Origin of the sequence: Pseudomonas sp. CBS (assembly GCF_024734645.1) — a bacterium.
Classification (GTDB): Bacteria; Pseudomonadota; Gammaproteobacteria; order Pseudomonadales; family Pseudomonadaceae; genus Aquipseudomonas.
The window spans coordinates 1,912,476-1,925,673 of sequence record NZ_CP102929.1 but is presented as its reverse complement, the minus strand read 5'-3'; the positions used below and the strand labels follow the sequence as shown (position 1 = coordinate 1,925,673).

The 13,198-nt window shown below is 61.4% G+C and carries 13 protein-coding genes; 3 read left to right on the top strand and 10 right to left on the bottom strand.

The features are described from left to right. The first annotated feature begins 25 nt into the window (after positions 1-25). Entirely contained in the window at positions 26-946 is a 921-nt protein-coding gene (locus NVB75_RS08620; protein ID WP_026013300.1) for a LysR family transcriptional regulator, read from the top strand. Positions 947-1,149: 203 nt separating this feature from the next. On the opposite strand, the gene NVB75_RS08615 is transcribed toward NVB75_RS08620, so the two are convergent. From NVB75_RS08615 to NVB75_RS08575, 9 genes are all read right to left on the bottom strand, one after another. After that, positions 1,150-1,737 (bottom strand): TetR/AcrR family transcriptional regulator, encoded by a 588-nt coding sequence (locus NVB75_RS08615; RefSeq protein WP_258346838.1) that lies wholly within the window; start codon positions 1,735-1,737, stop codon positions 1,150-1,152. Positions 1,738-1,768: 31 nt separating this feature from the next. After that, the gene (locus NVB75_RS08610) at positions 1,769-2,521 is read right to left on the bottom strand and encodes a 3-oxoacyl-ACP reductase family protein (protein WP_258346837.1); all 753 of its coding nucleotides are present in this window, start codon (positions 2,519-2,521) and stop codon (positions 1,769-1,771) included. Between the two features lie 133 nt (positions 2,522-2,654). Beyond that, complete coding sequence (locus NVB75_RS08605; protein WP_258346836.1) at positions 2,655-3,584, bottom strand: tetratricopeptide repeat protein; 930 nt, start codon at positions 3,582-3,584, stop codon at positions 2,655-2,657. 87 nt (positions 3,585-3,671) lie between these two features. Further along, positions 3,672-4,040, bottom strand: a complete 369-nt coding sequence (locus tag NVB75_RS08600; protein WP_258346835.1) for a Na+/H+ antiporter subunit G — start codon at positions 4,038-4,040, stop codon at positions 3,672-3,674. Then, on the bottom strand, positions 4,037-4,315 hold the full coding sequence (locus NVB75_RS08595) for a K+/H+ antiporter subunit F (protein ID WP_003211751.1): 279 nt from the start codon (positions 4,313-4,315) through the stop codon (positions 4,037-4,039). The genes NVB75_RS08600 and NVB75_RS08595 overlap by 4 nt, the downstream gene beginning before the upstream one ends. Continuing rightward, a complete protein-coding gene (locus tag NVB75_RS08590; RefSeq protein WP_177071035.1) occupies positions 4,312-4,800 on the bottom strand; it encodes a Na+/H+ antiporter subunit E in 489 nt (162 codons plus the stop codon). The genes NVB75_RS08595 and NVB75_RS08590 overlap by 4 nt, the downstream gene beginning before the upstream one ends. Next, positions 4,797-6,479, bottom strand: a complete 1,683-nt coding sequence (locus tag NVB75_RS08585) for a monovalent cation/H+ antiporter subunit D (protein WP_258346833.1) — start codon at positions 6,477-6,479, stop codon at positions 4,797-4,799. The genes NVB75_RS08590 and NVB75_RS08585 overlap by 4 nt, the downstream gene beginning before the upstream one ends. After that, the gene (locus NVB75_RS08580; RefSeq protein ID WP_003192163.1) at positions 6,476-6,820 is read right to left on the bottom strand and encodes a Na+/H+ antiporter subunit C; all 345 of its coding nucleotides are present in this window, start codon (positions 6,818-6,820) and stop codon (positions 6,476-6,478) included. Before NVB75_RS08580 ends, NVB75_RS08585 begins: the two co-directional genes overlap by 4 nt. Further along, positions 6,820-9,741, bottom strand: a complete 2,922-nt coding sequence (locus NVB75_RS08575) for a monovalent cation/H+ antiporter subunit A (protein WP_258346832.1) — start codon at positions 9,739-9,741, stop codon at positions 6,820-6,822. Before NVB75_RS08575 ends, NVB75_RS08580 begins: the two co-directional genes overlap by 1 nt. A gap of 186 nt (positions 9,742-9,927) precedes the next feature. Between NVB75_RS08575 and NVB75_RS08570 the strand changes: the two genes are divergently transcribed. Beyond that, positions 9,928-11,505: an ATP-binding cassette domain-containing protein gene (locus NVB75_RS08570; RefSeq protein WP_258346831.1), complete on the top strand. Its 1,578-nt coding sequence runs from the start codon at positions 9,928-9,930 to the stop codon at positions 11,503-11,505. A gap of 5 nt (positions 11,506-11,510) precedes the next feature. Here the strand turns inward: NVB75_RS08570 and NVB75_RS08565 are convergent, their stop codons facing one another. After that, positions 11,511-12,431 carry a DMT family transporter gene (locus tag NVB75_RS08565; protein ID WP_258346830.1) on the bottom strand — a complete coding sequence of 307 codons (921 nt, stop codon included), beginning with the start codon at positions 12,429-12,431 and terminating at the stop codon, positions 11,511-11,513. Between the two features lie 92 nt (positions 12,432-12,523). Here NVB75_RS08565 and NVB75_RS08560 point away from each other — a divergent pair, with 92 nt between their 5' ends. Then, positions 12,524-13,087 carry a helix-turn-helix domain-containing protein gene (locus NVB75_RS08560; RefSeq protein WP_258346829.1) on the top strand — a complete coding sequence of 188 codons (564 nt, stop codon included), beginning with the start codon at positions 12,524-12,526 and terminating at the stop codon, positions 13,085-13,087. Positions 13,088-13,198 lie beyond the last annotated feature (111 nt).

The following is a 13,198-nucleotide window of genomic DNA, read 5'->3' as shown; positions in this document are numbered from 1 at the left end:
ACAAACTCAAATTTTATTCATAGTCATGATCGATATTCGTCATCTTAAAACCGTACAAGCCATGCGGGACACCAGCAGTCTGGTGGAAACGGCTGAGCGTCTGAACCTGACCCAGTCAGCCATTTCCCACCAGCTCAAAGAGCTGGAAGAACGGATGGGGATGACGCTTTTTACTCGTAAATCAAAGCCGATGCGCTTCACCAGCGCAGGCCTGAGATTGCTGAGATTGGCCGACGAAGTGCTGCCATTGCTGCGCGAAGCCGAGCGTGATTTCAGCCGGTTAGCAGGTGGTTCGGCTGGGCGGTTGCATCTCGCGATCGAGTGCCACAGCTGCTTCCAGTGGCTGATGCCAGCCATTGACGCTTTCAGGACATCATGGCCGGAGGTCGAGATGGATCTGGCATCCGGATTCTCGTTCGCACCGCTACCTGCCTTGGCCCGTGGAGATCTGGATTTAGTCGTGACGTCCGATCCGATCAACCTGAACGGGATCACCTATGTGCCGCTGTTCACCTATGAAGCATTGCTGGCTGTGGACAATCACCATCCGTTGGTGGAGAAGAGCGTCATCGAGCCAAAAGACTTGAAGCCACTCACGCTGATCACCTATCCAATCGAACGAGACAGGCTCGATATCTTCACCCGTTTTCTTGATCCCGCCGATATAGAACCGCTCAACGTTCGAACTTCCGAGATGACGGTGATGATGATGCAATTGGTGGCTTCCGGCAGAGGCGTTTGCTGCCTGCCCAACTGGGCGCTTCACGAATACACCTCGCGCGGATATGTCACTGCCCGGCGCCTGGGTAACAAGGGGTTGTTTCCCACGCTTTTCGCGGCAGTGCGCTCAGACATGCTGGCTACGCCTTATATGAGCGATTTTCTGCTGACTGCGAAAGACACGTCCTTCTCAACGCTCGCGGGGATCAGTGCGGTTCGGGAATAGTGGGATACAACCAAGGCTGGAAACAAAAGGGTATCTGGGGCATGGCCTGGATACGCTGATGCATCGGGGTTTCTCATCATTCAGGTGTCAGCAATGGGTCGATTTCTGCGGGTCAAGGCATACGCGTGCGCTGGTCAAATAGGATGCAAACAACTGGTCAAGTCGAGTGCAAATGGGTGGTCAAATCCATGCAATTACGCAGATCACGCGTTTGCGCTGAGCGCCCGCAGTGCAAACCCCGCAATGCGCTCCAGTTGCTCAACCGTTGCGCCGCCCTTGCTGGCGACTTTCATGCCGCTGAGGGTGGCCATCAGAAAATCACACGCGCCCGGCAGGTTGGTGTCGGCGGCCAATTCGCCTTGTTCCTGCGCACGCTCAAGGGTCTGTTCGAATGCATTGCGCAAGCGGTCGGCGCTGTGGGCGGTGAGTTGATTGATTTCTTCATCACCCATGCCGAACTCGCAGATGGCATTGACCCCCATGCAACCCGCGGTTCCTTCCCGCAGGGCGCGGGTGGCGAAGGATTGCAGGGTGTCGTGCAGTGCCTGCAACGGCGTCGGGCCCTGGTTCAGGCGCTCGATCAAATCATCGACGCCGGTGCGCTGATACTCGGCCATCGCCAGCAGGTACAACTGGCGTTTGTCGCCAAAGGTGTTGTACATGCTCTGGCGGCTCAGTCCCATGGCCTGCATCAGTTCTTCAGTCGAGGCCGCGGCAAACCCCTTGTCGCAGAAAACCCGAATGGCCTCGCGCAGCACCTGGTCGCGGTCGAATGCTCTGGGTCTTGCCATGGTTACCTCGGGGGAAATTGCAGGTGATGGATCAGGCCAGGTAACCACCGTCGATGGTCATGCTGGCGCCGGTGACAAATGCCGCGTCTTCGGACGCAAGATAAGCAACCATACCGGCAACATCATCGGCGGTGCCCACGCGGCCCAAGGGGATCAGGCTTTTGATCATGTCCGCATGGGGCCCATCTGCCGGGTTCATGTCGGTGCTGGTCGGGCCCGGCTGCACGTTGTTGACGGTGATGCCGCGCGGGGCGAAATCAATCGCCAGGCCGCGGATCATACCGGCGATCGCCGACTTCGTCATGCTGTAGACGCTGGAGCCCGGGAAGCCCGAACGTTGAGCGACCACGCTGCCGACGGTGATGATCCGGTCACCCTTGTGCATCACCGCCGAGCTCGCCTTGGCCGCCGCAAACGTGGCCCGCACGTTGACCGCAAACATCCGGTCGAAGTCTTCCAGGCTGAAGGTGTCGACGGTGCCCATCAGCAGGATCCCGGCGTTGTTCACCAGGATATTCAACGCGCCGAAGCGCTCGACGGTGGTCGCGACCGCCCGTTCTATCGCCACCACATCAGCGCTGTCGGCCTGAATCGCCAAGGCTTTTCCGCCCTTGCTTTCGATCAGGCCAACCAGCGCTTGCGCCTTGTCGGCAGAAGAGGAATAGGTAAACGCGACCGCTGCACCTTCAGCAGAAAGCCGACGGACGATGGCTTCGCCAATACCGCGGGAACCGCCGGTGACCAAGGCGACTTTTTGGTTAAAGCGAGGGGTGTGAGCTGTCATGGGAAGGCCTGAGGTTTAGTGGATTAAATAATCCACTAAACCGTATCAGCCTGGAAATGCTTAGCCAAGCTATTTTTGGATTAATTAATCTTTAACTGCCGGGCGTGCTCTCGAATCCGTGATCAGCGGTCGGTCATTTCAGGTCGCTATAGGTCAACCTGAACTCCGACAGCGCCGGGTGCTCGGTTTTCCACTGGCGGCCATACGCCTTGGCTGTTTCCATTTCTTCGGCAGTCAGCGTGCTGTCCAGCTGTTGCAGGTAGCCTGCGGCATCGGCATGCCGTGGGTTTTGCCGGGTACTGTCCATGACCAGCCAGTAGAGCCCATAGGCGTGGATTTTGTTCTCGGGGTAGTGATAGCGGTTGGTGCCACTTTCATCGATATCGAACCCACCGAGTGCGCCGGCATAGGTCATGACGCCATCGAGGTCATTCAGCGCCAGCCGTTTTTCCAGGTGGATGCGTTGGTAGGAGAGGTTGCGGTAATAGGTCTGCATGTTGGCCAGCCACTTCATCGCCGGCGGGAAGCCCTTGAAGGCTGCGTACCTGAGCATGGAGTCACGGTTGTCACTGGCTTCCGGGTTTTTGTCGTACAGCAGCGCCGCAATGTAATAGGCCTCGGCACAGCCTGCATCGCCTGCCTTTCTCAGCCACGAGCGGTCTTTGGTCAATTCATACAGCTGCAGCATCGCCTCGCCGTCGCCAGCATCGGCACGCGCCTGGGCGAGGGTCTTGGCCTTGGCCAGGTTGGTTTCGCCACCCAGGCGCATCAGGGCGTACACATGATCCTGGGCGGCGGCCAGGCGGTACCACGCCTTGGCCTCGGGGCCGACACTGCCGACCCGGCGCCGGATGGCTTCGCCCAGGGCGTATTGGGATGGGGCATCGCCGGCCGAGGCGGAGATGGTCAAATGGGTTTCGCACTCTTCGAATTCACCGAGTTGATACAACTCGAGACCCCGCTGCTTGGCTGCCTGTTGCTGGCTCGTCAAGTGTGAAATCAGCGCGTTCAGCGAGTTGAGCAAATCAAACAGCGTGGTCAGTGCATCGGAATGGGTATACATGGTCATTACCTGTATCGGGAAGGTAGGTTGTCCGATAAAGGTAAGTAGAGTGGAAAGGGGTGGGGTGACAGATAATTATCGGCATTTTCAGCTATCGCTGTCGTTCCGACGGCTACTGACCTCAGCCGGCACATCGTCCCCGGCCATACGCTTGCGAAACAACGCGGTCCTGGCCAGCAACAAGGTGGTCACCGGTACCGTGATCGACAGCAGGATCGGAATCAACCAACCGTGCAACACCGGCCCGGACTTGAGCACCGAAAAGTAGACAATCGACGCCAACGCCACACACCACGCACCCAATGTCGAGGCCAATGCCGGCGGGTGCATGCGCTGGAAAAAGTCCTTCATCCGCAACAGCCCAATCGCGCCAATCAGCGCAAACAGGCTGCTAAGCACCAATAACACCGCGACGATCACTTCAACCCACAGCGGCAACACACCAACATTGATCATTCGATCACCTCCCCACGCAGCAGGAATTTCGCCAGGGCAAACGACCCCACAAAGCCAAACAGCGCAATCAACAATGCCGCTTCAAAATAAGTGTCACTGGCATACCGAATGCCCAGCACCAGCATCATCAACATCGCCAGGATGTACAGGTAGTCCAGCGCCAGGACCCGGTCCTGGGCCGACGGGCCTTTGAACAGGCGCACCAGGGTCAGCACCATGGCCAGGGAAAACAGGAACAGGCTGAACAGGATCGCATTGGAGAGCAGGGCGCTCATTCGAAGATCTCCATCAGGGGCCGTTCGTAGGCGTGTTTGAAGTGCTCGATAAACTGCGCTTCGTCATCCAGGTCGAACACGTGGATCAGCAGGATGCTGCGGTCCAGGGCCAGTTCCGACCACACGGTGCCCGGCGTCACGCTGGTAATCATCGCCAGCACGGCCAGGCCGTTTGCATCCCGCAGGTCCAGCGGGATCTTGATAAAGCGCGAACGCGGCGGGCGCGAGCCGCAGGTCAGGATGCCCCAGGCCACGGCAAGGTTGGAGATGATCACGTCACGCCCTACCAGGAAGAACAAACGGATGATCACCCCCGGGCGGCGGATGCGGATCGGCAACGGGCGCAATGGCGCCATCATCAGCGGTGCGGCAAAACCGAGAATCGCACCCAGCAGCAGGTTGCCGGGGCTGACGGACAGGTTCAACACCAGCCACAACAACCACAGTGCCAACGATAGCCACGGGGCAGGGAACAGACGCTTCATGGCTGCATCTCCAATGCGGCGGCCTTGGCTTCAGGGCTTGGCACCGGCCGCGTCGCCATGACCGCCATCACATAATGCTCCGGGTTGTTCAGGCTTTCGGCGGCGGCCTGGGTGTAGCGCATCAGCGGCTCTGCCTTGAAGGTCAGGGCGATGCTCAGGCCCAGCAGGAAGAAAATCGGCACACACTCGAAGCGGCGCAACAGCGGCGACGGGCGTTCTTCCGGGGTCCAGAAGCGCTGGATGCCAAGGCGGGCGAAGGCGATCAGCGAGGCCAGGCCGGAGAAGATCAACAGCGCCACCAGGCCCCACGCCGCCGGGCGTACCGGTTCGTCGATGGCGTTGCCCAGGCCCATCGGGTTGATCAACGCGCTGAGAAGGCTGAGCTTGCCGATAAACCCGGACAGCGGCGGCATGCCGATGATCAGCAGGGCACAGGCGATAAAGCTCAGGCCGAGGAAGGCCACCGTCCAGGGAATGACCTGGCCTACGACGGCTTTCTGCTCATCGTCGAGGTTGGTGCCGGGCGGTGGATGCAAGGATTCCATGGCCTTGGGCAGGGCTTCGATTTCGTCGTCCAGGGGCATGTCGTTGGCCGAGCGCGAACGCTCGATCAGCTCGGCCAGCAGGAACAGTGCGCTCAGCGCCAGGGTGGAACTGACCAGGTAAAACAGCGCCCCGGCCGTCAGGCTTGGCTGGGCAAACCCCACCGCCGACAGCAGGATCCCGGCGGACACCAGAATGCTCAGGCTGGCCATGCGTTCCAGGCGTTGCGCGGCGATCATCGCCAGCGCCGCGCAGACGATGGTCGCCATGCCGCCGTAGATCAGCCAGTCGCCGCCAAACAGCGCCGAGGCCCCGGCCTGGCCGGAGAACAGCAGGTTCCACAGGCGCAGCACGGTGTACACGCCGACCTTGGTCATGATCGCAAACATCGCCGCCACCGGCGCACTCGCCGAGGAGTAGGCGGGTGCCAGCCAGAAGTTCAGCGGCCACATGCCGGCCTTGGCCAGGAAGGCGACGGCGAGGATACCTGCACCGGCGTGCAGCAGGCCGCGATCGGCCTCCGGTACCAACGGGATTTTCAGGGCCAGGTCGGCAAAGTTCAGGGTGCCGGTGACGCCGTAGATCAGCGCCGCGCCAATCAGGAACAAGGTCGAAGCCAGCAGGTTGATCGAAATGTAATGCAGCCCCGATGACACCCGCGCCCGACCGGAGCCGTGGAGCATCAAGCCGTAGGACGCCGCCAGCAGCACCTCGAAAAACACGAACAGGTTGAACAGGTCGGCGGTCAGGAAGGCGCCATACAGGCCCATCAACTGAATCTGGAACAGTGCATGGAAGCTGGTGCCGGCACGGTCCCAACGGGCCATGGCAAACAACAGCGCGCTGACGCCGATGATCCCGGTGAGCACCAGCATCATCGCCGACAGTTGGTCCACCACCAGCACGATGCCGAATGGCACCTGCCAGTTGCCCGGCAGGTACACGCCGATGGAGCCGGGGCCGCCTTTCTGGGTCCAGTACAGCAACAGCACGGCGATGCCGAGGCCGACCATGCTGGAGAACAGGTTGATCCGTGCCTTGAGCGGGCGGTGTTTCTCGCCGAGCATCAGCATCAGCGCGGCGGTCAGCAACGGCAGCAGGATCGGTGCGATGATCAGTTGATTCATCCAGCTCATTCCTTGGGCTCCCGGCCGTCCACATGGTCAGTGCCGGTCAGGCCCCGGGACGCCAGCAGCACCACCAGGAACAGCGCGGTCATGGCGAAGCTGATCACGATCGCCGTCAGCACCAGGGCCTGGGGCAGCGGGTCGGTGTAGTTGAGCAAGTCTTGCGGCACGCCGTCCTTGATGATTGGCTCTTTACCGATAAACAGGCTGCCCATGCTGAAGATGAACAGGTTGACCCCGTAGGAGAGCAGGCACAGGCCCATCACCACCTGGAACGTCCGTGGCCGCAGGATCAGCCAGACGCCGGAGGCCGCCAGGACCCCAATGGCAATTGCGATGACTTCTTCCATCAGGCGGCTCCTCCTTGGCTGGCAACGGCTTTCGCCTGGTTGCTGGGTTTATGGGCACGCACCGATTGGTGGCCCAGGGCGGTAAGCATCAGCAAGGTCGAGCCGACCACCATGGCGTATACGCCGACGTCAAAGAACAGCGCGCTGGCGACGTGGATGTCCCCCAGCACCGGCAGGCTGAAGTGCCAGGTGTGGGTGGTGAGGAACGGGTAGCCGGCAAACAGTGCGCCAAGCCCGGTCAACGTTGCCGACAGCAAGCCAAAGCCCATCCAGCGCATCGGCCGCAGGCTCATCTGCGCCTCGACCCACTGGGTACCGGCGACCATGTATTGCAGGATGAACGCGACGGACATCACCAGCCCGGCGACAAACCCGCCGCCCGGTTGGTTGTGGCCACGCATGAACAAATAGAACGAGACAACCAGGGCAATCGGCAGCAGCAGGCGCACCAGCACGGCCGGCACCATCATGAAGCCCAGGGCGGTGTCGCTGGCCTGGCGCGGGTTGACCAGGTCGGTGGCTACATCGGGTGCGAGCTGGCGCTGCTGCGCGGGCAGCTCCATGCTTTCTTTCGAAGGGCGGAAGCGGCGCAGCAGGGCGTAGACGGTCAGCGCCACGGCACCGAGCACGGTAATTTCTCCCAGAGTGTCGAACCCGCGGAAGTCCACCAGCATCACGTTTACCACATTGCTGCCACCGCCTTCGGGCAGGGCGCGGCTGAGGTAGAACGAGGAGATGTCGTTGGGAGTCTGGCGAGTCAGCATCGCGTACGAGAGCAGCGCCATGCCGCCGCCGACCACGGTAGACAACAGCAAGTCACGCAGGCGGCGGACGCGTGCCTTGCGCAACGAGCTGGGCAGTGGCGAAACTTCTTCGATCCGCCGTGGCAGCCAGCGCAGGCCCAGCAGGATCAGCACGGTGGTGACCACTTCCACCACCAGTTGGGTCAGCGCCAGGTCCGGCGCGGAGAACCAGACGAAAGTCACGCAGGTCATCAGGCCGCACACGCTGACCATGGTCAGGGCCGCCAGCCGGTGGTACTTGGCTTGCCAGGCGGCGCCCAGGGCACAGGCGATCGCCAGCAGCCACAGGGTGACGAACACGATGGAACCCGGGATCTTCGGCCGGTCGCCCCAACTGATACCGCTGTAGAGCATCGGGATCAACCCGGCGATCACCGCCGCCAGCACCAGCAGGAACAACTGGGTTTGCAGGCGCTTGGTGCTGATGCGTTTTTCGATCTTGCGCACCCCGCGCATCATCACCACCAGGCAGCGCTCGAAGCCGCGCTTGCCGTTGAAGTAGCTGATGATCGGCGGATATTTGAAGCGGCCCAACTTGAGTTGTTTGCGCAGTAGCAGATAGAGCACGACACCGCCGGACATGGCCACCAGGCTCATGATCATCGGCGCGTTCCAGCCATGCCAGATGGCGAGGCTGTACTCCGGCAGCTCGCCGCCGACCACCGGCAAGGCGGCAGCGGCGAGGATCGAACCGACCACCTGGGCGGGGAAAATCCCCACCAGCAGGCAGGTAAACACCAGCAACTCCACCGGCGCGCGCATCCAGCGTGGTGGCTCGTGCGGAGTGTGAGGCAGGTTGGTGGCTTTAGGGCCGAAGAACACATCCACGGTAAAGCGCAGGGCATAGGCCACGCTGAAGGTACCGGCGATAGTCGCGATGACCGGCAGGGCGATTTCCACCCAGGCAGTGGCGGAGATAAACACGGTTTCGGCGAAGAACATTTCCTTGGACAGGAAGCCGTTGAGCAGCGGTACGCCGGCCATGGACGCACTGGCGACCATCGCCAGCGTCGCGGTAAACGGAATCAGCTTCACCAGGCCGCTGAGCTTGCGAATGTCACGGGTGCCGCTTTCGTGGTCGATGATCCCCGCTGCCATGAACAGCGATGCCTTGAAGGTGGCGTGGTTGAGGATATGGAACACCGCGGCGACGGCGGCCAGCGGGCTGTTGAGGCCCAGCAGCAAGGTGATCAGCCCGAGGTGGCTGATGGTGGAGTAGGCCAAAAGGCCCTTGAGATCGTTCTGGAACATGGCGCAATAAGCGCCGAGCAGCAGGGTAATGGCGCCGGCACCGCCGACAATCCAGAACCACTCTTCGCTGCCGGACAACGACGGCCACAGGCGGGCCAGCAGGAACACGCCGGCCTTCACCATCGTCGCCGAGTGCAGGTAGGCCGACACCGGCGTCGGTGCAGCCATGGCGTGGGGCAGCCAGAAGTGGAAGGGGAATTGCGCGCTTTTGCTCAGCGCGCCGATCAGCACCAGGGCGAGCATGATCGGGTACAGCGAATGGGCACGGATCTGATCACCGGCAGCCAGGACCTGGTCCAGGTCGTAGCTGCCGACGATATGCCCGAGCAGCATCACCCCTGCCAGCAGGCACAAGCCGCCTGCGCCGGTGACCATCAGCGCCATATAGGCGCCACGCCGGGCATCGGCGCGGTGGTGCCAGTAGCCGATCAACAGGAACGAGAACAGGCTGGTGAGTTCCCAGAAAAACACGATCTGGATCAGGTTGCCGGAAATCACCAGGCCAAGCATGGCGCCCATAAACGCCAGGAAAAATGCGAAGAAACGCGGCACCGGGTCTTCCGGCGACATGTAATAACGGGCGTACAGCGACACCAACGTCCCGATGCCCAGTACAAGCATCGAGAACAACCAGGCAAAACCGTCCATGCGCAATACGAAGTTCAGCCCGAGGCTGGGCAACCACATGAATTCTTCACGTATCACGCCACCATGGGCGATCTGGGGGTAGAGCAGGGCGACTTGAACCGTCCCGACCAGGGCAACGAGGCCGGCCAGCAGGGACTCTGTATTACGTGCGTTGTGCGGCAGCAAGGCCGCGAGACAGCTGCCGATAAAGGGCAGAAGCAGTAGAACTATCAGGGACATAGGCTTCTAATCTGCGGGAGTTTGGGATGCATCATACGTGCCGGAATCTTGATCACCAAACGGCAAGATGTGGCAGGATCCTACAAGGTAGGCTGAAAAAGACTGTTTGGCATTGTTTCAATGCCTGTATTCAGGGCAGGTATGCTGTTAACAGGTTTTTTTCAGCCTGTTGCATAAGGACGTGTGATGACCCAGCGATTGCTACACCTTGACCATGTCGCCTACAGCCTGCCGGACGGACGCATGCTGTTTGACAACCTGAACAATGCCTTCAGCGCCCGGGCGACCGGCCTCGTGGGGGCCAATGGCACTGGCAAGTCCTTGTTGGGCGCAATGCTCGCGGGCACCTTGCAGCCCACCCGCGGGCATGTGCGCCGTGAGGGCAGTGTATACGCGGTGACGCAACTGCTGGAGCCAGAGCGCTATCCCACCGTAGCGGCGCTGGCAGGTGTCGACCAAGTGCTGGCGGCGTTGGCGCGTATCACCGAGGGCAGTCTGGACGAGCACGACCATGCACTGGCGGTCGATCAATGGGATTGCGCGCCGCGACTGGCGGCGGCCCTGGAACACATCGGTCTGGGGCACTTGGCTGCCGACTCGCCTACCGCGGCCCTCAGTGGGGGCGAACGCCAGCGTGTCGCCTTGCTGGGCGCCTGGTTGTCCAGGGCAGACTGGTTGATCCTCGATGAGCCCAGCAACCACCTGGACATTGATCAGCAACACAAGCTTGCCCAGCAGATTGATCGCTGGTCCGGCGGCCTGGTGCTGATCAGCCATGATCGTGGATTGCTGGAGCACATGGACGAGATTGTCGAACTGTCGCCCAAGGGCTTGGCGGTGTACGGCGGTAATTACAGCCACTATGCGGCGACACGGGAGCAGGAGCAGCAAGCGTTCCAGTCGGCGTTGCAGGGGGAGCGCGCGCACGCCAGACGTGAGCAGCGTGAAGCGGTCATCCAGATGGAGCGTCAGCAGCGCCGCAATGCCCGGGGCGACCGCCAGGCCCGGGATGGCAATCAGACCAAACTGATCACCAACGCCCAGAAAGAGCGCAGTGAAAACAGCCAGGGCAAGTTGCGCCTCAATCAGCAGCTGGCGCGTGAGCAGCAACAGCAGCGGATCGCCGAGGCGCGTGCACGATGTGCGCCCGAGATCCAGCGCATGATGCTGTCGCCGGAAAGCGTGGTGCCCCAGGGCAAGCTGGTGTTGCAACTCAACGAGGTGGTGCTGCCGTTTGGCAGCCGCGCACCGATCAATCTCACCCTGACCGGCCCGATGCGCATGGCGATCCTGGGGGCCAATGGCAGTGGCAAGTCGACCCTGCTGCGGGTGATTGCCGGCCAGTTGCCGGTGGCTGACGGTGAGTTGGCGCGCAGTTGTCATATTGGCTGGCTGGACCAACACGCCGGGCTGGAGCACCCCCAACGCACGGCGGTGCAATGGCTCTACGAAAGTAATCCGCTATTGCCGCAAAGCGAAGCGCGTACCCGGCTGGCGCAAATGGGCATTGATGCTGACCGCGCGATGCTCGACACCTGCCAACTGAGCGGTGGCGAGCGCCTGAAAATTGCCCTGGCCGCGCAGCTCTACGCCCAACGTCCGCCGCAATTGCTGTTGTTGGACGAACCCGATAACCATCTGGACTTGCCCAGCCGGATTGCCCTGGAGCAAATGCTCAATCAATACCAGGGTGCATTGATCGTGGTGTCCCATGACGAGGCGTTTCTGCAAGCCATTAACCTGGACGGCGAGTTGCGCCTCTGAGGTGTCTAACCCTGCTTTTCGTGTTCCAGTTCGATCTGGGGCTCGGCGAGCCGCTGCCGACGGGTTTTCATTTCGCTGACAATCACCGCCGCCACAATCAACGCTGCGCCCACCATGGCAATCGGCGGGAAGCGCTCGCCGGCAATCCGCCCGACCACGCCGGCCCACACCGGCTCCCCGGCATAAATCAGCGTGGCGCGAGTCGGTGAGACGCTTTTCTGCGCCCAGTTCATCGCCACCTGAATCACCGCGCTGGTCAGCCCCAGGCCCACCGCGCTGAACAGCAGCAACCAGGAAAACGCCGGCAGCGCCTCGCCCATCGGCACCACCATCAGGAACGACAGCACTGAAGCCGTGGCCAATTGCACCACCGTCACCCGACGTACATCCACCTGCCCGGCAAAGGCGCTGATCAGGATGATCTCGGCGGCAATCGCCACCGCACCGATCAGCGTGGCGATTTCACCGGGACTGAAATTCAGTGATGCCCCGGCCGGGCCGGTCAACAGCATCAGCCCGGTAAACGCGAGCATGATGCCGATGCTCGGCATCAACCCCGGCCGCCGTCCCAGTACCAGCCATTGCAGCAGCGGCACGAACGGCACATACAGCGCGGTGATAAACGCCGACTGGCTGCTCAGGATCGTCTGCAAGCCAATGGTCTGCAAACCGTAGCCAAACATGATCGTCACACCGATAAAGCACCCGGCCTTCAACTCAAACAGCGTCAGGCCTCGCAGGCTGCGCAATGAAAACGCCCCGACGATCACAGCCGCCGCCGCAAACCGCAGGCCGACAAAAAACATCGGGCCGCTCACGGCCATGGCGTGCTGCACCAGCAAAAAGGTGCCGCCCCAAAACATGGTGATCACCACCAATACACATTCGGCTTTGCTGAAACGGGAAAACAACGGGGAGGTGGTCATGGCGGCTCGGTCTTGCACAGTAGGGGCGCGGACCGCACAATGCGCCGCAAGCTGGGCAGTATACTGCGCAACCCCACCCTGTGAGCAATATAGTGCACAAAGAAAATCCACAACGGGCCTCGGTCCTGCAACACGTCAGCCAGAACGTTCGGCGTTTGCGCCATGCGGCCGAATTGAGCCAGACGGCGTTGTCCGAAAAGTCCGGCGTCAGCCGGCGCATGCTGGTGGCGATCGAGGCGGGGGAGAAGAACGTCAGCCTGTCGACCCTCGATCGGGTGGCCGAAGCCCTGGACGTGGCCTTCAGCGACCTGATCCAGGCCCCGGATGCCCCCGACCACAGCCGTATCAACGAACTGGCCTGGGCCGGTGAGATCGCCGGCAGCAAAGCCGTGCTGCTGGCCAAAGCCACCGCTCGCCGCGAGGTGGAGCTATGGGAGATGCGCCTGGAGCCCGGTGATCGCTACATGCCCGAGCCGGACCCCGACGGCTGGAGCGTGCAGCTGTTCGTGTTCGAAGGCACGCTGACGCTGGTGCTGGGTGATGAGGAAAAACACGTCGCCACCGGTGAGTTCCTGATGTTCGCCAGCCGCCAGCTTCACGCCTATCGCAATGACGGCGACGTGGCGGTGCGGTTTGTGCGCAACGTGGTGATCTAACTGTTGGCAGCGCAACAGTGGTTGGACACTTTGCTAGTTTGAACCGCTGACGACTTCCCCGTTTTACAAGCAACCCTCTGATTTTATTGAGCATTGGATTCAGGCACGACT

Excerpts from the sequence above, each read along its gene's own strand:
- NVB75_RS08615 (WP_258346838.1), bottom strand. The coding sequence starts at position 1,737 with ATGGCAAGACCCAGAGCATTCGACCGCGACCAGGTGCTGCGCGAGGCC.
- NVB75_RS08600 (WP_258346835.1), bottom strand. The coding sequence starts at position 4,040 with ATGATCAATGTTGGTGTGTTGCCGCTGTGGGTTGAAGTGATCGTCGCG.
- NVB75_RS08580 (WP_003192163.1), bottom strand. The coding sequence starts at position 6,820 with ATGGAAGAAGTCATCGCAATTGCCATTGGGGTCCTGGCGGCCTCCGGC.
- NVB75_RS08590 (WP_177071035.1), bottom strand. The coding sequence starts at position 4,800 with ATGAAGCGTCTGTTCCCTGCCCCGTGGCTATCGTTGGCACTGTGGTTG.
- NVB75_RS08585 (WP_258346833.1), bottom strand. The coding sequence starts at position 6,479 with ATGAGCTGGATGAATCAACTGATCATCGCACCGATCCTGCTGCCGTTG.
- NVB75_RS08595 (WP_003211751.1), bottom strand. The coding sequence starts at position 4,315 with ATGAGCGCCCTGCTCTCCAATGCGATCCTGTTCAGCCTGTTCCTGTTT.
- NVB75_RS08575 (WP_258346832.1), bottom strand. The coding sequence starts at position 9,741 with ATGTCCCTGATAGTTCTACTGCTTCTGCCCTTTATCGGCAGCTGTCTC.
- NVB75_RS08620 (WP_026013300.1), top strand. The coding sequence starts at position 26 with ATGATCGATATTCGTCATCTTAAAACCGTACAAGCCATGCGGGACACC.
- NVB75_RS08605 (WP_258346836.1), bottom strand. The coding sequence starts at position 3,584 with ATGTATACCCATTCCGATGCACTGACCACGCTGTTTGATTTGCTCAAC.
- NVB75_RS08610 (WP_258346837.1), bottom strand. The coding sequence starts at position 2,521 with ATGACAGCTCACACCCCTCGCTTTAACCAAAAAGTCGCCTTGGTCACC.
- NVB75_RS08565 (WP_258346830.1), bottom strand. The coding sequence starts at position 12,431 with ATGACCACCTCCCCGTTGTTTTCCCGTTTCAGCAAAGCCGAATGTGTA.
- NVB75_RS08570 (WP_258346831.1), top strand. The coding sequence starts at position 9,928 with ATGACCCAGCGATTGCTACACCTTGACCATGTCGCCTACAGCCTGCCG.